The organism is Bartonella sp. HY761 (assembly GCF_026743145.1).
In the GTDB taxonomy this organism is placed as follows: Bacteria; Pseudomonadota; Alphaproteobacteria; order Rhizobiales; family Rhizobiaceae; genus HY038.
This window is the reverse complement of record NZ_CP104887.1, coordinates 2,998,858-3,022,457: the sequence shown is the minus strand read 5'-3', so window position 1 is coordinate 3,022,457 and position 23,600 is coordinate 2,998,858. Positions and strand designations below refer to the sequence as shown.

At 43.3% G+C, this 23,600-nt stretch carries 6 protein-coding genes; all 6 read left to right on the top strand.

Features of this window, described 5'->3' with window-relative positions:
• The 6 genes from N6A79_RS13040 (at position 1) to N6A79_RS13015 (ending at position 23,482) form a co-directional block, all read left to right on the top strand.
• Positions 1-684 (top strand): biotin-independent malonate decarboxylase subunit gamma, encoded by a 684-nt coding sequence (locus tag N6A79_RS13040; protein WP_442784285.1) that lies wholly within the window; start codon positions 1-3, stop codon positions 682-684.
• Entirely contained in the window at positions 677-1,363 is a 687-nt protein-coding gene (gene mdcG / locus N6A79_RS13035) for a malonate decarboxylase holo-[acyl-carrier-protein] synthase (RefSeq protein ID WP_268546273.1), read from the top strand. The genes N6A79_RS13040 and mdcG overlap by 8 nt, the downstream gene beginning before the upstream one ends.
• The gene (mdcB, locus tag N6A79_RS13030; protein ID WP_268546271.1) at positions 1,302-2,183 is read left to right on the top strand and encodes a triphosphoribosyl-dephospho-CoA synthase MdcB; all 882 of its coding nucleotides are present in this window, start codon (positions 1,302-1,304) and stop codon (positions 2,181-2,183) included. The genes mdcG and mdcB overlap by 62 nt, the downstream gene beginning before the upstream one ends.
• Before the next feature lie 3 nt (positions 2,184-2,186).
• A complete protein-coding gene (locus tag N6A79_RS13025; protein WP_268546270.1) occupies positions 2,187-3,110 on the top strand; it encodes a malonyl CoA-ACP transacylase in 924 nt (307 codons plus the stop codon).
• Between the two features lie 341 nt (positions 3,111-3,451).
• On the top strand, positions 3,452-5,296 hold the full coding sequence (locus N6A79_RS13020; RefSeq protein WP_268546269.1) for a hypothetical protein: 1,845 nt from the start codon (positions 3,452-3,454) through the stop codon (positions 5,294-5,296).
• Positions 5,297-5,791: 495 nt separating this feature from the next.
• Positions 5,792-23,482, top strand: coding sequence for an Ig-like domain-containing protein (locus N6A79_RS13015; protein WP_268546268.1), 17,691 nt, complete (start codon positions 5,792-5,794; stop codon positions 23,480-23,482).
• Positions 23,483-23,600 lie beyond the last annotated feature (118 nt).

Sequence of the window (23,600 nt, the reverse complement as noted above, 5' to 3'; positions counted from 1 at the left end):
GTGAGTAATAATCATATTATCGGGCAAGCAAGTTTAAATGGCACGCCGTGTCATATTATTGGCATTGCTAATAGTGCACCAATTGCCATTGATGATGCCAATATTTTATCGCGGCATATTATCAATATCGTTGAAAATCATCTCAAACAGCCAATTTTAGTGTTGGTGGATTCTGCTAGCCAAAATATGAGCAAACGTGATGAATTATTGGGTCTTAATCAATATTTGTCACAATTGGCCAAAGCATTGATTTTTGCCTCGCTTAATGGGCATGTAACGATTGGTGTTTTATACGGCCATAGTGCGGCAGGTGCTTTTATTGCCAGCGCTCTTGCCACCCAATCACTTATTGCCTTGCCTGATGCATATCCAGCCGTGATGGATTTGCCATCAATGGCGCGGGTTACCAAACTATCGATTGATCAACTGACCGAAATGGCCAAGGCAACGCCGGTTTTTGCTCCAGGGCTTCTCAACCTTTATAAGACTGGCGGGATAGATGAGGTCTGGCAAAATGACGCCAATGTCGATATAAAGGCTCAAAAACTCCTTAGCCTTTATCAAAGTCTTGAGGGGCAGCGCCCTCATGATAAAAGGGCGCAGTTAGGCTTGGAAAGAGGGGGACGATTAAAGACATTGCCTTTGTCAAATGCAGTTATAAAACTTGCGAATTGTGATGGGTGATTTTCATCGTCATGACCTTGTTTGGCTTGATGCGACAGGTTGGCAAGCTTTATATGAGCAATATCACTTTGATGTTCTGAAAGAGTGGGAGGCAAAAAACTTCCCCCTCATTGTTACGCAACAACCAATGCTGAAAAATAATGATGATCTGTTGCTTGGTTTGCCTTTGCCTCCAACCATGGGCAAGGCAAGAATATCGCTCATAAGTCATAAACATCACATAAGCAAAACAACTCCGCCACCTTTGCTAAGTGAAATAGCGCATTATGCACCTTATGATTGGCAAAACCTGATTAAGGCGATGATACAAATTGACGTAAATTTTAGAGTGTTTGGTAGTCTATGCTGGCAAGCGCTAACCAACATGCATTATATCAGTAAAGCTTCCGATCTTGATTTGTGCTTAACTGTCTTACCAAGGCAAGATTATGTTTTAAATCTATGTAATAGCATTGAAAATATCAATAAAACTGCATTGGTGCGTATTGATGTGGAACTGATTAGACCAAAGGGCGGCGTTCATTATCAAGAAATATTACGTCAATATAAGGATGATATAATCGTAAAAACCAATACTGGTGTGATGCTGATGCCTTTTGCAACATGGGTGGGGGAAAATGAAGATGACTTATCAGTTAAACAAACATTCTGGTCAGTTGAAAAGCAGTATGGTTTTTAATGATATTGGGCAACAAGGTGATGCCATTGCCAATAAAGCATATGATGCCCTCATCAAGGAATTGCAAACTTATCCAAAACCCGGCCTTGTAAGTCATATAGATAATGGCGCGCATGCAGATATGGATTATGCAATATTGGCAAGGAGCGCTGGTGCTATTCGACCGTTTTTTAAAGATTTATTTATTGTTGGTACAAAAAGCGCGCAAATGAGTGAGCTGCGTCGCATCGGTATAGCTGCCGAACAGGCAATGATACAGGCAACCAATGGTATAAATGCCCATCGTGGCGCAATCTTTGCTCTTGGTTTACTATGCGCAGCCTATGGGTTTAAAACGCAAAATTTTCCGCTGCCGATAAAGCTAGGTATTATTATCGCCAATCAGTGGGGGCATGATATTTCACAAGGGCCAATTAGCTTGACAAGTCATGGCACCAAAGTATTGCGCTTATATGGCGCAGGTGGTGCGCGTGAAGAGGCGGCAAGGGGCTATCCATCCCTATATGAAATTGGTTTGCCCGCATTACATGAGGCGCGCAAGTGGACAAAGGTGGAAGAAGCACAACGGATTCATGTCACGATGCGATTGTTAGCCAAAATCTGCGACACCAATTTACTGCATCGCGGAGGTATCGAAGGTATGACTTTTGCGCAGCACACTGCGCAAAAATTTATCGAAGATGGTTCTATTACACAGATTGATTGGCAAAAAAAGGCCGCGGAAATACATGATAACTTCATTAAACGCAATTTGTCGCCGGGCGGCGTTGCCGATATGCTGGCTGCTACCGTGTTTTTAGATTGCTTGGGGGATGGATAGAAAATGTTTGCTTTATTGTGCGGCGGGCAAGGACGTTTAACGCCGCAATCCTTAGATTTGGGTGCAAATAGTTCGAAAAATAGTGATTTGCTTCATGCTGCCGGCGTTTTATTAGGTCATGATCCGTTAAAGTTTTTACGTGAAAGTGATCCGCAAATACGGTCAAGTAATTATTATAACCAATTCTTTTCTGTACTTACTGCCCTATGCCATTATAATTTAATTAAGGATCATTTACCAGAACGCATATGCGTGGCTGGTTATAGTGTTGGCGAGGTTGCAGCTTTTGCTATTGCCAATATTTGGCAGCCAGCTGAAGCATTGGCTATCACATTAAAACGGGCAACCTTGATGGATAGCGCTCATGCGATAAAGGCGCGGTTAGCTTTTGTTATGGGGCTAAGTGAAGCACAATTGCAAACGCCTTTGCATCAAGCCAATTGTGTCATTGCTATTCATAATCCAGATAATTTTTTTATACTTGCTGGCAATGAAAATGATATTGAAAAACTATGCGGAGATTTGCGCAATATAGGGGCAACGCGCTGTGATGTTCTAGATGTGTTTATTCCCTCGCATACGCCATTTCTTGCAAATGCGGTTCAACCCTTTTATGATTTTATAGCAGCAAAGCCATTTAATGCAATGGATGATAATCGTTTGCTCTTTAGTGGTCTTGATGGCGGCCGCATTTTTAAAGTGCAAGATGGTTTAAAAAAACTTGCCGAGGAAATTGCTCAGCGGCTTGATTGGCAAGCGGTTTTACAGGCATTGAGTGAGCAAGGGGTAACGTCTATCCTTGATCTTGGTCCGGGTAACGCATTGGCAAATATGATTAAAAGTTATTATCCTGCAATGTCTGCTTATGCAGTTGGTGATTTTCAAACGATTGATGGAATCGAAATGTGGTTAAAAAGGCAGGAATAAGTTTAAGGTGGGGAATGCGTTATTTTAGCTTTTAAGTAAAATTAATATAAGATTTTTAGTATTTTTATAAGCTTTAATATAGATAAATTATTGATTGCTTCTCGTTTTAAAAGAAAAAAATATATAATATATAACTAATATAATATATAATTAGAAATATCAATAAAAATATATGTACGGTTAGATTGTTGTTGAATAATATTTGATGCTGTAATAAATATAACAATGCTTTAATTTATATTTGTGACTATACGCAATAGTTTACCATGTATAGTTATATATTTAACTTAGCTAGCATAGCATTCTCTTTCTTAATATTTTTAACCATGTGGGGCATTTAAATGGCTTTAGGAAATTTCTGGTCTAGTTGGAATTTTACATCTACTGCAGGTGTAAAGGAGATTAGCGGCAGTGATAATAATGATATTATCAAGGTTTGGTCAAATGTTGAAAGTTCTGCAGGCGCATCAACCAGTATTGATGTTGGCAATGGCAATGATAGCATTTTTGTTGGTGGTCGGTTAAAGGGGAGTGGCTCAAATTCGATTACCGGTGGCGATGGCAATAAGCTCCTTAATGTATGGGGTGGTTTGGATGCTACAGCAGGGGCTGAAAATAGCATTGTATTTGGCGATGGCAATCATGGTTTAACCTTCTTTTGGGGTATGAAAACCAATAATCTTGGTAGCAACACCATTAGTTTGGGTGATGGCACGGATGTTATTTCTATTTTAGGCAATGTACAATCAAGTAACCAAAATCGGGTCGCACTTGGTGATGGAACAAAAACGCTTAAAATTACGGGTAGTGTTACAGCAGCGAGTGAAGCTGCAAATCTGTTTTCAATGGGTGAGGGTACCCATATCGCAAGTGTTTGGGGTAGTATTGATGCCGCTTCAAATGGCGTAAATTCTTTTTCTTTTGGTGCTGGAAAAACGGTTTTATCTATCGGTGGCCGTCTTCTTGCCAGTGGAACGAACAGAATTACCGCAGCTGCAGGTGATCACGTAGTTACTATTGCCCGCGGTATTGAATCGCGCGTTGGCGGTGAAAATTCATTAACTTTTGGTGATGGTAATACGGTTTTAACGGTAACTAATGGCGTTTATGCAAGTGGCTTTAATCAATTTGTTATCGGTGCTGGCGATCATGTTGTAACTATAGTTGGTAACTTTACTGCTAGCAATACTGGCTCAAATATCTTTACAGTAAATGGCGGCAAAACTGTTCTAACCATTTCAGGTCTTGTTGAAAGCTATCATCTTAATGAAATTACAACGAGCGCTGGTGATGATTTCTTGACCTTTGCTCGCGGTATGGTTAGCCATGAAAACGGTATTAATAGTATTAGTTCAGGCGAAGGTAACGATACACTGCTATTTACGAATAAAGTGATTGCTGCTGGAACCAATCACATTGATGCCGGCGAGGGTGACGATAAGATTGTGTTTAGTCGCGGTCTTGAAGCGCAAAATGGTGGTAAAAACGAAGTTTTCGCTGGTGAAGGCAATGATGTTGTCGAGATTTATGGCAAGGTGTTAGCATCTGGAACAGGCTATAACCTTATTGATACCGGTGATGGCAATGACCGAATTTCGCTTAATGGTTTTATTCAGCAAGGTGCGTTGCAAATTAATGCCGGCGAGGGTTATGACACATTAGAGCTTAACTCGCTTACTGTTGCTGGCTTTAATACTTATTATCAAACATGGCTAACCGACATGTTCCATACAGATGGTATGGCAAATAGCAATCTTGATGTATTGCGCGTTGACGCTGTAAAATCATTTGGCTTTGCAAGTCTTGATTGGCTTGGCACTTTGATTAATGAATTTAACGAAAATCACAATAATCAGCTTGGTCTTGAAGTTGATATTAGCGGTTATGGTCGCAATATTAATGCTGGAAATCTGTTTAGTGATGATTTTAGCTCTGCAGTCACAGCGCTTGACCTTACTGGTAATGGTAAAAATACATTAAGCTTTAACGGTTCGCTTTTTGATAATGGCTTTGATGATAAAAGTCTTAATATTAAGGGTGACGGTAGCGATGTTGTTAAGCTTGATAATAGCTGGTCACTTACTGACGGCAGCTATACGGATGGTGCTGGTGTTGTTTATAGTGTCTATGCTCATGGTGATGAAAGCCTTCACATCCAAGCAGGTGTTAATGTAACAATCGTTTAATATTTACAAATATTTAAGGGCTGGCTCTTTTCATGTGGTTGAAAAGAGCCAGTTTTTTTATGTCTTCTATCTTTACAAAAGTTCTATCAGTCGATGATTGTTTGACTTTATTGTGAGGATCTTTGGTGAGTTTGGCGCAAGATGGCTTTCATCTTTTGTGGTTGAAATAGGTGGCTTTAAAAGGGAGTAATAGGCAATGCAATAGTCTTTGTGATCCTTATACTTCTTTATTTTTCAATACAATTTTTGGAGAAAATAGAAATCATTAAAATCAGTTGGCTTTATTATATTATAATTTTCTAATTTATAATATAATTGGCGCTGTTTAAGCCGGATATCCTTGATATTTATCATCTATATTGGTATCTTCTTATCTGTATTATATAAAATATTATCAATTAATTGATTTAGTTTATTGACATATATTTGTATCTGCCTGTACTATAACAGCATATTTTTATATTAGTATTACATTAAGTATGCGGGGATCGAATAGTGGTTAGTAAGTCTAATTTGAATGGTCATGCCAATTTAAAAGTCACAAGTAAATCGGGTGTTGTAGATGCGCCAGAAAGTGCTAGTAATTTTTATATTGATGCGCCAAAGGGTGATATAGCAAATTATGCGCGCGAAGGCGGTGATTTGGTTATCGAGTTTAAAGATGGTCAAAAGCTTGTTATTAAGAATTTTTTTGTAAATGGGTTAGACTTTAATAATTTATTATTGAGTGACGGTGGAACGCTTCTGCTAGTTGATTTTAGTAAAGCTTTGTCTGGTCAAGATGGTATTAATGATCCAGATGTTATCTATCATAATTTAAATGATGTTGATGCTACAAGCATATTGATTGGTTTGCTTGGTGCGGGCGGTATTGCTGCTGCGATAGCTTTTTCAAGTAGTTCTGATTATAACTATACACCGCCTGTTGTTGATACGGCGCCGCCTAGTGTTCCATCTCTTGATAATGTTTATGATAAGGTTGAGTCTATTGTTGGTCCAATAGTTGCCGGAACCAGTACGAATGATCCTCGTCCGACTTTTTCCGGTACTGCAATGCCTGGAACTGTTATTAAGTTTTATGATAATGGGCAGCTTATTGGTTCGACAGTGGCTGCAAGTGATGGTCATTGGAGCTGGGAGCCTGAGGTGGATCTTGCCGATGGTGCTCATTCAATTACTTATACAGCCTCTGACGGTGCTGGTAATGAAAGTGCACATAGCGATCCCTTCGTTTTTTCAGTGGATACTTTAGCGCCGTCAACGCCAACTACACCTTTGGTTATGGATAATACCGAACCGCATGTTGGTCCTATTCTCCCTGGAAGTAGTACCAATGAAACTCAGCCAGAATTCTCAGGTACTGGTGAGCCTGGCTCAACTATTACCATTAAAGATGGCGATACTGTTATTGGGACGACAACGGTCGGTACTGATGGCAATTGGTCAGTTAAGCCTGATGCTGCGCTTCCTGAAGGTAATCATTCGATTACGGTTACTGAAACCGATACGGCTGGTAATGTGAGCCAACCAAGCGCGCCGATTGATTTTACTGTTGATACGACTGCGCCAACAACGCCATCTGCTCCAACTGCAACCGATAATACCGAGCCATATGTTGGTCCAATTTTGCCTGGCAGCAGCACCAATGAAACTCAGCCAGAATTCTCAGGTACTGGTGAGCCTGGTTCAACTATTACCATTAAAGATGGCGATACTGTTATCGGGACGACAACGGTCGGTACTGATGGCAATTGGTCAGTTAAGCCTGATGCACCTTTAACTGAAGGTAGTCATTCTGTTACAGTTACTGAAACAGATACGGCTGGTAATGCTAGCAGCCCAAGTGCGCCGATTGATTTTACTGTCGATACGACTGCACCCGCAACACCATCTGTTCCAACGGCGACCGATAATACTGAGCCCGTTGTTGGGCCTATCGCGCCTGGCAGCAGCACCAATGAAACTCAGCCAGAATTCTCAGGTACAGGTGAGCCTGGCTCTACCATTACCATTAAAGATGGTGATACTGTTATTGGAACGACAACGGTTGGAACCGATGGCAATTGGTCAGTTAAGCCTGATGCGCCTTTAACTGAAGGTAGTCATTCTGTTACAGTTACTGAAACCGATACAGCTGGTAATGTTAGCAGCCCAAGCGCGCCGATTGATTTTACCGTTGATACAACGCCACCAGCAACGCCATCTGCTCCAACTGCAACCGATAATACCGAGCCTGTTGTTGGGCCTATCGCGCCTGGCAGCAGCACCAATGAAACTCAGCCAGAATTCTCAGGTACAGGTGAGCCAGGTTCAACTATTACCATTAAAGATGGTGATACAGTTATCGGGACGACAACGGTCGGAACCGATGGCAATTGGTCAGTTAAGCCTGATGCACCTTTAACTGAAGGTAGTCATTCTGTTACGGTTACTGAAACTGATACGGCTGGTAATGCTAGCAGCCCAAGTGCGCCGATTGATTTTACTGTTGATACAACGCCACCAGCAACACCATCTGCTCCAAGTGTTACTGATAATCAAGAGCCTGTGACCGGCCCTGTTACCGCTGGTAGCAGCACAAATGATACTCAGCCTGAATTCTCAGGTACTGGCGAGCCAGGTTCTACCATTACCATTAAAGATGGTGATACTGTTATTGGAACGACAACGGTTGGAACCGATGGTAATTGGTCAGTTAAGCCTGATGCGCCTTTAACTGAAGGTAGTCATTCTGTTACAGTTACTGAAACCGATACAGCTGGTAATGTTAGCAGCCCAAGCGCGCCCATTGATTTTACCGTTGATACAACGCCACCAGCAACACCATCAACGCCAACTGCGACCGATAATACGGAGCCAGTCATTGGTGCGATTACTGCTGGTAGTAGCACCAATGAAACGAAACCTGAGTTTAAAGGGACAGGCGAGCCAGGTTCAACCATCACAATTAAAGATGGTGATACGGTCATTGGCACAACTACTGCTGATAGCGATGGTAAGTGGACGTTAAAACCTGAAAATCCCCTAAGCGATGGCAATCATTCAATTACAGTAACTGCAACTGACGCTGCCGGTAATACAAGTACCCCAAGCGGCTCACTTGATTTTAATGTCGATACAGTCATTCCAAATCCGATTGATACATCTAAGATGGATTTGGTTGATGATTTTGGTCCTGTTCAAGGAACGATCAATCGTGGTGATCCAACGGATGATCGCACGCCAACCTATAGTGGTGCTGCAGGTTCTGTTGATGCTAATGATGCCTCAAGCATTAATATCTATAATAAGGATGCAAGTGGCGTTGTTAAGCTTATTGGCTCAACTAGTGTTAATGCGGATGGTTCTTGGAGCTTTGATCCAAATCCGCCATTAACGCCTGGTGATTATATCTTCTCCGCTCGTCCTGTTGATAAGGCCGGCAATGAAGGTCCAGCGACAACGGATTGGAACTTCACGCTTGTTGGTGATGCACCAGCTGATCCTGCCATTACCAGCGTTAGCGATAATGAAGGTTCGGTCCAAGGAGCCCTTCAAAAGAACGGCGTTACCGATGATACAACACCTGTTGTTAAAGGTACCGGCGAAGCTGGCTCAACCATTACCATTCATGTTGAAGGTCCAGATGGCGTAAGCTTTGTTGGTGGTACAACCACTGTAAATGCCAATGGTAGCTGGACTATTGAGATTACTCCTGCCTTTAGTAAGGGTGATGGTACTTATACGATCAAAGCACAGGCTAATGACTCTGCCGGTCAATTAAGTAATATGACCGGTGGCTTCCCAGTTGTTCTTGATACGACTGCGCCTGCAACACCTAGCCAACCAACCATTACTGATAATGTTGGTGATGTTACTGGTGCGTTATCTGCCAATGATACTACTGATGACAAACAGCCTGTTCTTTCTGGTAATGCTGGTAGTTCAGAAGCTGGTGGCACAGTAACCATTAAGGATGGTGATACCGTTCTTGGTACAACCAGCGTTGGCGCCGATGGCTCATGGAGCTTTACACCGCCAGCACCAGGTCTTAGCGATGGTAGCCATTCAATTACGGTAACAGTTACCGATAAGGCTGGTAATGAAAGTGCTGCAAGTCCTGCCTTTAATATTACCGTTGATACTAGCAATGTTGTTGTGAGCTTTAGCCACTTTGAAGATAATGTTGGCACAATCCAAGGCAATGTTAAGAGTGGTGGTATCTCAGATGACCGCACACCTGTTATGGTTGGTAGCGCAAGCGCCAATGCAACAGTTACGGTTAGCTATGTTAATGCAGCAGGTACAAAGGTTGTTGTTGGTACAACAACTGCCGATAGCACGGGTGCATGGAGCTTGACGCCATCAGCTGATCTTAGCGATGGTAAATATAGCTTTAGTGCTGAAGCCGTAAATGCTGCTGGTGTTAAAGGCAGTGTTAGCTTCACACTTGAGATTGATGCAACCGCACCATCAGCTCCAGTTATCAATGAAGTTCTAGATGATGTTGGCTTTATTCAAGGGCCAATTACGTCTGGTTCATCGACCGATGATACAACACCAACCTTTAGTGGTACAGGTGAAGTTGGTTCAACCATCACTATCAAGGATAAGGATGGTACAGTTGTTGGTACAACCACCGTTGATAGTGATGGCAAATGGTCGGTTACAACTGATGAGCTTGCTGAAGGCACACATAATCTTACCGTTACATCAACCGATGCGGCTGGTAATGTTAGTGATGGTGCGCAGTTTGATGTTATTGTTGATACAACAGGTCCATCAGCAACCGCTGCCCTTCAATCAATTAGTGATGATACAGGTTTTGATACAGCCGACTTTATTACCAATGATACAACCTTGATCTATACAATTAAGGTAACTGGTACATTGGAAACGGGTGACACTGTTTGGATGCGCATCAAACCAGAGGGCGGCACAGCTGGCCAATGGATCCAAGCTACCAAAAATGTTGATGGCACTTATAGTGTTAATCATAATGATGCAGACCACGCCTTAACTGATGGTCGTTATACAATTGAAACCGTTGTCCGTGATGCAGCAGGTAACCCATCAACGCCTTCAACTCAAAATATCGAAATCGATACTCAAGGCCCAACTGGCGGCACGGTTACGATTAGCGGCTATTTTGATGATGTTGGTGCAATTACTGGTGATATAACCACATCTGGCACATCAACCGATGATACAACCCCACTATTGAAGGGTACTGTAACCGGTCTTCAAGATGGTGATCGGGTCGTCATCAAGGTAACTGGCTCTGATGGTGTTGCCAAGGTTCTTGGTACAGCCACAGTTACGGGTGGTACTTGGAGCTATCAGGTAACTGATGCACAAGCTCTTAGTGAGGGTGATTACAAGTTTGAAGCTATTGTCACCGATAAGGCTGGCAATGAAGGTTCTAAATCTGGTCTCTTTGATCTTAATGTTGATACGACTGCACCGGCAGCGATTGATACATCTAAGATGGATTTGGTTGATGATTTTGGTCCTGTTCAAGGAACGATCAATCGTGGTGATCCAACGGATGATCGCACGCCAACCTATAGTGGTGCTGCAGGTTCTGTTGATGCTAATGATGCCTCAAGCATTAATATCTATAATAAGGATGCAAGTGGCGTTGTTAAGCTTATTGGCTCAACTAGTGTTAATGCGGATGGTTCTTGGAGCTTTGATCCAAATCCGCCATTAACGCCTGGTGATTATATCTTCTCCGCTCGTCCTGTTGATAAGGCCGGCAATGAAGGTCCAGCGACAACGGATTGGAACTTCACGCTTGTTGGTGATGCACCAGCTGATCCTGCCATTACCAGCGTTAGCGATAATGAAGGTTCGGTCCAAGGAGCCCTTCAAAAGAACGGCGTTACCGATGATACAACACCTGTTGTTAAAGGTACCGGCGAAGCTGGCTCAACCATTACCATTCATGTTGAAGGTCCAGATGGCGTAAGCTTTGTTGGTGGTACAACCACTGTAAATGCCAATGGTAGCTGGACTATTGAGATTACTCCTGCCTTTAGTAAGGGTGATGGTACTTATACGATCAAAGCACAGGCTAATGACTCTGCCGGTCAATTAAGTAATATGACCGGTGGCTTCCCAGTTGTTCTTGATACGACTGCGCCTGCAACACCTAGCCAACCAACCATTACTGATAATGTTGGTGATGTTACTGGTGCGTTATCTGCCAATGATACTACTGATGACAAACAGCCTGTTCTTTCTGGTAATGCTGGTAGTTCAGAAGCTGGTGGCACAGTAACCATTAAGGATGGTGATACCGTTCTTGGTACAACCAGCGTTGGCGCCGATGGCTCATGGAGCTTTACACCGCCAGCACCAGGTCTTAGCGATGGTAGCCATTCAATTACGGTAACAGTTACCGATAAGGCTGGTAATGAAAGTGCTGCAAGTCCTGCCTTTAATATTACCGTTGATACTAGCAATGTTGTTGTGAGCTTTAGCCACTTTGAAGATAATGTTGGCACAATCCAAGGCAATGTTAAGAGTGGTGGTATCTCAGATGACCGCACACCTGTTATGGTTGGTAGCGCAAGCGCCAATGCAACAGTTACGGTTAGCTATGTTAATGCAGCAGGTACGAAGGTTGTTGTTGGTACAACAACTGCCGATAGCACGGGTGCATGGAGCTTGACGCCATCAGTTGATTTGGCGGATGGTAAATATAGCTTTAGTGCTGAAGCCGTAAATGCTGCTGGTGTTAAAGGCACAGTAAGCTTCACACTTGAGATTGATGCAACCGCACCATCAGCTCCAGTTATCAATGAAGTTCTCGATGATGTTGGCTTTATTCAAGGGCCAATTACGTCTGGTTCATCAACCGATGATACAACACCAACCTTTAGTGGTACAGGTGAAGTTGGTTCAACCATCACTATCAAGGATAAGGATGGTACAGTTGTTGGTACAACCACCGTTGATAGTGATGGCAAATGGTCGGTTACAACTGATGAGCTTGCTGAAGGCACACATAATCTTACCGTTACATCAACCGATGCGGCTGGTAATGTTAGTGATGGTGCGCAGTTTGATGTTATTGTTGATACAACAGGTCCATCAGCAACCGCTGCCCTTCAATCGATCAGTGATGATACAGGTTTTGATACAGCCGACTTTATTACCAATGATACAACCTTGATCTATACAATTAAGGTAACTGGTACATTGGAAACGGGTGACACTGTTTGGATGCGCATCAAACCAGAGGGCGGCACAGCTGGCCAATGGATCCAAGCTACTAAAAATGCTGATGGCACTTATAGTGTTAATCATAATGATGCAGACCACGCCTTAACTGATGGTCGTTATACAATTGAGACCGTTGTCCGCGATGCAGCAGGTAACCCATCAACTCCATCAACTCAAAATATCGAAATCGATACTCAAGGCCCAACTGGCGGCACGGTTACGATTAGCGGCTATTTTGATGATGTTGGTGCAATTACTGGTGATATAACCACATCTGGCACATCAACCGACGATACAACCCCACTATTGAAGGGTACTGTAACCGGTCTTCAAGATGGTGATCGGGTCGTCATCAAGGTAACTGGCTCTGATGGTGTTGCCAAGGTTCTTGGTACAGCCACTGTTACCGGTGGTACTTGGAGCTATCAGGTAACTGATGCACAAGCTCTTAGTGAGGGTGATTACAAGTTTGAAGCTATTGTCACCGATAAGGCTGGCAATGAAGGTTCCAAATCTGGTCTCTTTGATCTTAATGTTGATACGACTGCACCAGCAGCGATTGATACATCTAAGATGGATTTGGTTGATGATTTTGGTCCTGTTCAAGGAACGATCAATCGTGGTGATCCAACGGATGATCGCACGCCAACCTATAGTGGTGCTGCAGGTTCTGTTGATGCCAATGATGCATCAAGCATTAATATCTATAATAAGGATGCAAGTGGCGTTGTTAAGCTTATTGGCTCAACCAGTGTTAATGCTGATGGTTCTTGGAGCTTTGATCCAAATCCACCATTAACGCCTGGTGATTATATCTTCTCCGCCCGTCCTGTTGATAAGGCTGGCAATGAAGGTCCAGCGACGACGGATTGGAACTTCACGCTTGTTGGTGATGCACCAGCTGATCCTGCCATTACCAGCGTTAGCGATAATGAAGGTTCAGTCCAAGGAGCCCTTCAAAAGAACGGCGTTACCGATGATACAACACCTGTTGTTAAGGGTACCGGCGAAGCTGGCTCAACCATTACCATTCATGTTGAAGGTCCAGATGGCGTAAGCTTTGTTGGTGGTACAACCACTGTAAATGCCAATGGTAGCTGGACTATTGAGATTACTCCTGCCTTTAGTAAGGGTGATGGTACTTATACGATCAAGGCACAGGCTAATGACTCTGCCGGCCAATTAAGTAATATGACCGGTGGCTTCCCAGTTGTTCTTGATACGACTGCGCCTGCAACACCTAGCCAACCAACCATTACTGATAATGTTGGTGATGTTACTGGTGCGTTATCTGCCAATGATACTACTGACGACAAACAGCCTGTTCTTTCTGGTAATGCCGGTAGTTCAGAAGCCGGTGGCACAGTAACCATTAAGGATGGTGATACCGTTCTTGGTACAACCAGCGTTGGCGCCGATGGCTCATGGAGCTTTACACCGCCAGCACCAGGTCTTAGCGATGGTAGCCATTCAATTACGGTAACAGTTACCGATAAGGCTGGTAATGAAAGTGCTGCAAGTCCTGCCTTTAATATTACCGTTGATACCAGCAATGTTGTTGTGAGCTTTAGCCACTTTGAAGATAATGTTGGTACAATCCAAGGCAATGTTAAGAGTGGTGGTATCTCAGATGACCGCACACCTGTTATGGTTGGTAGCGCAAGCGCCAATGCAACAGTTACGGTTAGCTATGTTAATGCAGCAGGTACGAAGGTTGTTGTTGGTACAACAACTGCCGATAGCACGGGTGCATGGAGCTTGACGCCATCAGTTGATTTGGCGGATGGTAAATATAGCTTTAGTGCTGAAGCCGTAAATGCTGCTGGTGTTAAAGGCACAGTAAGCTTCACACTTGAGATTGATGCAACCGCACCATCAGCTCCAGTTATCAATGAAGTTCTCGATGATGTTGGCTTTATTCAAGGGCCAATTACGTCTGGTTCATCAACCGATGATACAACACCAACCTTTAGTGGTACAGGTGAAGTTGGTTCAACCATCACTATCAAGGATAAGGATGGTACAGTTGTTGGTACAACCACCGTTGATAGTGATGGCAAATGGTCGGTTACAACTGATGAGCTTGCTGAAGGCACACATAATCTTACCGTTACATCAACCGATGCGGCTGGTAATGTTAGTGATGGTGCGCAGTTTGATGTTATTGTTGATACAACAGGTCCATCAGCAACCGCTGCCCTTCAATCGATCAGTGATGATACAGGTTTTGATACAGCCGACTTTATTACCAATGATACAACCTTGATCTATACAATTAAGGTAACTGGTACATTGGAAACGGGTGACACTGTTTGGATGCGCATCAAACCAGAGGGCGGCACAGCTGGCCAATGGATCCAAGCTACTAAAAATGCTGATGGCACTTATAGTGTTAATCATAATGATGCAGACCACGCCTTAACTGATGGTCGTTATACAATTGAGACCGTTGTCCGCGATGCAGCAGGTAACCCATCAACTCCATCAACTCAAAATATCGAAATCGATACTCAAGGCCCAACTGGCGGCACGGTTACGATTAGCGGCTATTTTGATGATGTTGGTGCAATTACTGGTGATATAACCACATCTGGCACATCAACCGACGATACAACCCCACTATTGAAGGGTACTGTAACCGGTCTTCAAGATGGTGATCGGGTCGTCATCAAGGTAACTGGCTCTGATGGTGTTGCCAAGGTTCTTGGTACAGCCACTGTTACCGGTGGTACTTGGAGCTATCAGGTAACTGATGCACAAGCTCTTAGTGAGGGTGATTACAAGTTTGAAGCTATTGTCACCGATAAGGCTGGCAATGAAGGTTCCAAATCTGGTCTCTTTGATCTTAATGTTGATACGACTGCACCAGCAGCGATTGATACATCTAAGATGGATTTGGTTGATGATTTTGGTCCTGTTCAAGGAACGATCAATCGTGGTGATCCAACGGATGATCGCACGCCAACCTATAGTGGTGCTGCAGGTTCTGTTGATGCCAATGATGCATCAAGCATTAATATCTATAATAAGGATGCAAGTGGCGTTGTTAAGCTTATTGGCTCAACCAGTGTTAATGCTGATGGTTCTTGGAGCTTTGATCCAAATCCACCATTAACGCCTGGTGATTATATCTTCTCCGCCCGTCCTGTTGATAAGGCTGGCAATGAAGGTCCAGCGACGACGGATTGGAACTTCACGCTTGTTGGTGATGCACCAGCTGATCCTGCCATTACCAGCGTTAGCGATAATGAAGGTTCAGTCCAAGGAGCCCTTCAAAAGAACGGCGTTACCGATGATACAACACCTGTTGTTAAGGGTACCGGCGAAGCTGGCTCAACCATTACCATTCATGTTGAAGGTCCAGATGGCGTAAGCTTTGTTGGTGGTACAACCACTGTAAATGCCAATGGTAGCTGGACTATTGAGATTACTCCTGCCTTTAGTAAGGGTGATGGTACTTATACGATCAAGGCACAGGCTAATGACTCTGCCGGCCAATTAAGTAATATGACCGGTGGCTTCCCAGTTGTTCTTGATACGACTGCGCCTGCAACACCTAGCCAACCAACCATTACTGATAATGTTGGTGATGTTACTGGTGCGTTATCTGCCAATGATACTACTGACGACAAACAGCCTGTTCTTTCTGGTAATGCCGGTAGTTCAGAAGCCGGTGGCACAGTAACCATTAAGGATGGTGATACCGTTCTTGGTACAACCAGCGTTGGCGCCGATGGCTCATGGAGCTTTACACCGCCAGCACCAGGTCTTAGCGATGGTAGCCATTCAATTACGGTAACAGTTACCGATAAGGCTGGTAATGAAAGTGCTGCAAGTCCTGCCTTTAATATTACCGTTGATACCAGCAATGTTGTTGTGAGCTTTAGCCACTTTGAAGATAATGTTGGTACAATCCAAGGCAATGTTAAGAGTGGTGGTATCTCAGATGACCGCACACCTGTTATGGTTGGTAGCGCAAGCGCCAATGCAACAGTTACGGTTAGCTATGTTAATGCAGCAGGTACGAAGGTTGTTGTTGGTACAACAACTGCCGATAGCACGGGTGCATGGAGCTTGACGCCATCAGTTGATTTGGCGGATGGTAAATATAGCTTTAGTGCTGAAGCCGTAAATGCTGCTGGTGTTAAAGGCACAGTAAGCTTCACACTTGAGATTGATGCAACCGCACCATCAGCTCCAGTTATCAATGAAGTTCTCGATGATGTTGGCTTTATTCAAGGGCCAATTACGTCTGGTTCATCAACCGATGATACAACACCAACCTTTAGTGGTACAGGTGAAGTTGGTTCAACCATCACTATCAAGGATAAGGATGGTACAGTTGTTGGTACAACCACCGTTGATAGTGATGGCAAATGGTCGGTTACAACTGATGAGCTTGCTGAAGGCACACATAATCTTACCGTTACATCAACCGATGCGGCTGGTAATGTTAGTGATGGTGCGCAGTTTGATGTTATTGTTGATACAACAGGTCCATCAGCAACCGCTGCCCTTCAATCGATCAGTGATGATACAGGTTTTGATACAGCCGACTTTATTACCAATGATACAACCTTGATCTATACAATTAAGGTAACTGGTACATTGGAAACGGGTGACACTGTTTGGATGCGCATCAAACCAGAGGGCGGCACAGCTGGCCAATGGATCCAAGCTACTAAAAATGCTGATGGCACTTATAGTGTTAATCATAATGATGCAGACCACGCCTTAACTGATGGTCGTTATACAATTGAAACCGTTGTCCGTGATGCAGCAGGTAACCCATCAACTCCTTCAACTCAAGTGGTAACTATTGATACGTCTTTACCAATTACGGGCTATGAAGTTGCCATTTCTGGTTTCTTTGATGATGTTGGCTTGATCCAAGGTGATATAACCACATCTGGCACATCAACCGATGATACAACCCCACTATTGAAGGGTACTGTAACCGGTCTTCAAGATGGTGATCGGGTCGTCATCAAGGTAACATTACCGGGCGGTTCAAAAATTATTCTCGGTGTTGCGACTGTTACTGAGGGAACTTGGAGCTATCAGGTAACTGATGCGCAAGCATTTACAACTGAGGGTCAATATAGTTTTGAAGCCGTCGTTACCAATATTGCAGGCAATGAGGGTAAAACGTCAACTGGCTTTGATCTTAATCTTGATTTAACCGCGCCAACCGCTACATCTTCAATCACCGGTATTACCGATGATACAGGCTTTAGCGATAGCGATTATATCACCAGTGATGATACACTTATCATTCATGGTAGCGTGTCTGAAACCTTAAATGCGGGTGAAAAGGTTCAAATCCGTATTGATGGCGGTACTTGGGTTGATGCTGTTTATAATGCAACAGATAAAACTTGGAGTTATGACAATCAGGCCAATGCCTTGTCAGAAGGTGACCATACAATTGAAAGCCGCGTTGTTGATGCAGCTGGTAACATCACCACAGGTGGCTCACAAACTGTAACTATTGATAAGACTGGCCCAGTTGAAGGCTATGAAGTTGCCATTTCTGGTTTCTTTGATGATGTTGGCTTGATCCAAGGTGATATGACCACATCTGGCACATCAACTGATGATACAACACCATTGTTGAAAGGTACTGTAACAGGTATTAAGACAGGTGATGAAGTTGTTATCAAGGTGACCGGTCCTGATGGCACAAAGATCATTCTTGGCAATGCAACTGTGACCAATGGAACTTGGGAATACCAAGTTACAGAAGCACAGAAATTTGTGACCGAAGGCAAGTACACTTTTGAAGCTGTTGTCACTGATAAGGCAGGCAATGAGGGTAAAACCTCAACTGGCTTTGATCTTAATCTTGATTTAACCGCGCCAACCGCTACATCTTCCATCACCGGTATTACCGATGATACAGGCTTTAGCGATAGCGATTATATCACCAGTGATGATACACTTATCATTCATGGTAGCGTGTCTGAAACCTTAAATGCGGGTGAAAAGGTTCAAATCCGTATTGATGGCGGTACTTGGGTTGATGCTGTTTATAACGCAACAGATAAAACTTGGAGTTATGACAATCAGGCCAATGCCTTGTCAGAAGGTGACCATACAATTGAAAGCCGCGTTGTTGACGCAGCTGGTAACATCACTACAGGTGGCTCACAAACTGTAACTATTGATAAGACTGGCCCAGTTGAAGGCTATGAAGTTGCCATTTCTGGTTTCTTTGATGATGTTGGCTTGATCCAAGGTGATATGACCACATCTGGCACATCAACCGACGATACAACACCATTGTTGAAAGGTACTGTAACAGGTATCAAGACGGGTGATGAAGTTGTTATCAAGGTGACCGGTCCTGATGGCACAAAGATCATTCTTGGCAATGCAACTGTGATCAATGGAACTTGGGAATACCAAGTGACAGAAGCACAGAAATTTGTGACCGAAGGCAAGTACACTTTTGAAGCTGTTGTCACTGATAAGGCAGGCAATGAGGGTAAAACGTCAACTGGCTTTGATCTTAATCTTGATTTAACCGCGCCAACCGCTACATCTTCCATCACCGGTATTACCGATGATACAGGCTTTAGCGATAGCGATTATATCACCAGTGATGATACACTTATCATTCATGGTAGCGTGTCTGAAACCTTAAATGCGGGTGAAAAGGTTCAAATCCGTATTGATGGCGGTACTTGGGTTGATGCTGTTTATAACGCAACAGATAAAACTTGGAGTTATGACAATCAGGCCAATGCCTTGTCAGAAGGTGATCATAAGATTGAAAGCCGCGTTGTTGACGCAGCTGGTAACATCACTACAGGTGGCTCACAAACTGTAACTATTGATAAGACTGGCCCAGTTGAAGGCTATGAAGTTGCCATTTCTGGTTTCTTTGATGATGTTGGCTTGATCCAAGGTGATATGACCACATCTGGCACATCAACCGACGATACAACACCATTGTTGAAAGGTACTGTAACAGGTATCAAGACGGGTGATGAAGTTGTTATCAAAGTTACCGGTCCTGATGGCACAAAGATCATTCTTGGCAATGCAACTGTGACCAATGGAACTTGGGAATACCAAGTTACAGAAGCACAGAAATTTGTAACCGAAGGCAAGTACACTTTTGAAGCTGTTGTCACTGATAAGGCAGGCAATGAGGGTAAAACGTCAACTGGCTTTGATCTTAATCTTGATTTAACCGCGCCAACCGCTACATCTTCAATCACCGGTATTACCGATGATACGGGCTTTAGCGATAGCGATTATATCACCAGTGATGATACGCTCATCATTCATGGTAGCGTGTCTGAAACCTTAAATGCGGGTGAAAAGGTTCAAATCCGTATTGATGGCGGTACTTGGGTTGATGCTGTTTATAACGCAACAGATAAAACTTGGAGTTATGACAATCAGGCCAATGCCTTGTCAGAAGGTGATCATAAGATTGAAAGCCGCGTTGTTGACGCAGCTGGTAACATCACCACAGGTGGCTCACAAACTGTAACTATTGATAAGACTGCACCAATTGACGGTGTTTCTGTTTCAATTACTGGCTTTACTGATGATGTTGGTTTGATTCAAGGCGAAGTTACGGCCAATAATAGCTATACCGATGATACCGAACCGTTGCTTAAAGGAACGATTGCTGGTGTTGCCGATGGCGAACGTGTTGTCATTAAAGTAACTGATGCAAATGGTGTAACAACTGTTTTAGGTGTGGCTGTCGTATCAGCTGGAACTTGGGAATATCAGGTAACTGCGGCACAAGCGTTCAAAGATGGCCAATATACTTTCCAAGCGGTTGTAACTGATACTGCTGGCAATGAAGGTGCGACCTCTAATCAATTTGGTATTATTTTCGATACAGCTGCTCCAACGGCATTGTCGAATATTACTTCTATCACTGAAGATACTGGTAATGGTACCAATGATTATGTCACACGCGATGGTACCTTGATTATTACTGCCAAGGTTACTGGTACATTATCCGATAATGAACGCGTACAAATTTCGTTAGATAATGGCACAACTTGGCGCGATGCTACCTATGCAGCATCTACTGATAGTTGGACGCTGGATAATACAGATACCTTACTTGCTGATGGTACTTACACCTTTAAAACTCGTGTTATCGATGCGGCAGGGAACCTAGGGACTGAAAGCAGCCAACAAGTTGTTATTGATAATAAGGTTCCTGAAGCTACCACTAAAATTACCCATTTTAGCGATGATCAGGCACCACAAGTTTATGATAGTTTACCATCAGGTAGTTATACCGATGATACGACACCAACTTTGCATGGTACTTTGACCAAAGAGCTTGATGAAGGTGCGGCGATTGCAATTTACCGCGGTAGCGTTTTTGTTGGTTATGCCACGGTGACAGGCTTGACTTGGAGCTTTACGCAGCCAACAGCACTGTCAGATGGAACATTCTACACCTATTATGCGGCAGTGCAAAGTCGATCCGGTGTGAACGGCTCACTATCAGATGCTTTTGAAATTGCTATTGATACAACCGATAGCAATATGGCGCCAAATGTTGGTGCAGATGGCAAATACGCTACTTATTCCATGTCCTTGCGGCTTGGTAATAATGGTGGCTGGACAATGATGACCGATATGGCTGAATATTCTTCCGATGGTAAGGATTTCCGTGATTTTAAAGATCCTACGGCATTGAATTGGGATAATATTATTGCTGCTGCTGGTGGTAATACAGTTGATAACGCTATTAATCAGGGAGCTTATCGTACTCAAAAGTTATTTAGTTCTTACACTTATGGTGATTATAACCGTGATGGTTATATGGATATGTTCCTAACTGATCAAAGTTATATTGGTGGTAATAATGCTACTATGTTTGTCGGCCAAGCTGATGGCAGCTTTTTGGCAACTTTGGTAAACACTGGGACTGCTACCCACTTTGGTAGTACAATTTCGCTTGATTTTGATGGTGATGGCTGGCTTGATGTCGTCATTGGTGACTCAGGTACCGATAGTGCTACGTTCTTTAAAAATAAAGCGGACCAAGGCAATGGTAATATGACCAGTGGCCAATGGGATGTTTACGGTTATGGTGTAACGGGCTGGGGATCTACATTAGCGACTGAATTGCGTTACTTTATTGTTGATCATGAAATGTCGGCAGTAGATTTAGACAATAGTGGCTCTGTTGATGTAGTCGTTCATGGTAATAAAACTAGTCAAAATTCTTATACCATGTCGGTTCTGCGCAACAATGGCACTTCATCATCAAATGGAACGAATTGGACAATTAGCCAAAGTTGGCAGTCGATTTTTAATACGAGTGGTGAAAACCCAGCTGGAGATTCATTTGAACGTACTATTTCCATGACTTGGGGTGACTTTAACGGCGATGGTTATATGGATCTATTCATTGGCCAATCCAAAAATGCTGGTGTTGCCAATGTAGCTAATACAACTGGTACCGATAGTATGATCTTCTATAATGATGGTACCGGTAATCTTAAGGATCCGCAACGCATTGCTGATGGTATTATGGGTAAATCAACCCTTGCAATTGACTGGGATGGTGATGGTAAAATGGACCTTGTTGAGGTTCCTGAAGCCAAATATTCTATCGGTACATCGCTTTATTACCATAATACTGGTACGCTTGATGATAGTGGCCAAGTTGTCTGGGATATTAAAAACATCAAGGATATGGGTGTTGCTACGGCTGGTGGTTCCATCATGACTTCAACAGCACTTGATGCTGCGGTTAATGGTGCAAGTGCTGCTGCAATGGATTATGATTGGGATGGTGATCAAGATTTGATCATATCACGTGCTAATACCACTGAAGCCTCTATTGTTATCACCAATCCTAATACGCCAGATTATGGCACTGCCATGCATTTGCGTATTGTGCGTCCAGATGGTTCGAATACTTTCTACGGTAACACAGTTGAGCTATACAACTCCGCTGGTGTGCGTGTATCAAGTCAAATTATTAATCCGCAATATGGTACGGGTTGGAATGATAGCTCGGCAATTGTTCATTTCTATGGTCTTGAGCGCAATGAAACCTATACCGCGGTGATGCGCTTTAACAAAAATGGAGATTCGCAAGACTTTGGTGGCAAGGCAATTGTTGGCGATGGTAGTAATGTAGTTGAAAATGTAAATTCTAGCTGGACTAACCTTAAAGCAACAGAGCCTTATAATGGTTATGTTCTAACAGCTGAAGCTGATGGAGCAGTTAACAATACAACTGATTATAGCTCCAGTGTTGGTATTGTTGGTACTGGTTACAATGATACCTTCTTTATTGGTGCGGGTACCCGTTTCTATAATGGCGGTGGCGGTTGGAACGTCGGTGATGGCGAACGCACTTGGAATGAAAATAGTGGTTTGGATATTGCAGACTTTGCCGCGGTTGGTTCTCTAGGTATAAATGTAAGCCTTGCGAATACAACAGACTATCAAACCGTTGCAACTGGTTTTGCCACTCGTCTCGTCAACATTGAAGCAATCTATGGCACTAGCGGCAATGATACAATTACTGATGGTAATGGTAACAATGTTCTCAATGGACGTGGTGGTAATGATACCTTTACATTGACTGGTACGGGTCATACCACCTTGCTTTATGAAAATATTGATAATGCTGATGCAACTGCTGGTAACGGGCAGGATACTGTCAACCAGTTCACGCTTGGCAATTATGTAACCAATGCCAATGCTGACCGTATTGACCTTACTGATATCTTGATTGGCTATGTTCGCGATGCTGATGGCCCAGCCCATTTTGACGCAAATGGCACTGCCAAAATCGATGTTGGTGACAATATTGGTGATTATCTTCGTGTGGTACAAGATGGTGGTAATGCTGTCCTATACGTTGATCGTGACGGCACGGGTGGCGCGTTCCAATCAACAGCATTGTTGACACTCAACAATACAACTACTGATCTTGCAACCTTGCTTGCCAATGGTCAGATTGTTGTCTAACCAAACCAATAGGGTCGGGGTATCTGCCCCGACCTTTTTATTATTAATCGCAAATATATTAAGGGTTTTGCCTTTTTTATATTTGCGATTATTTTTTATTAAAGATCATTTGCAAAAA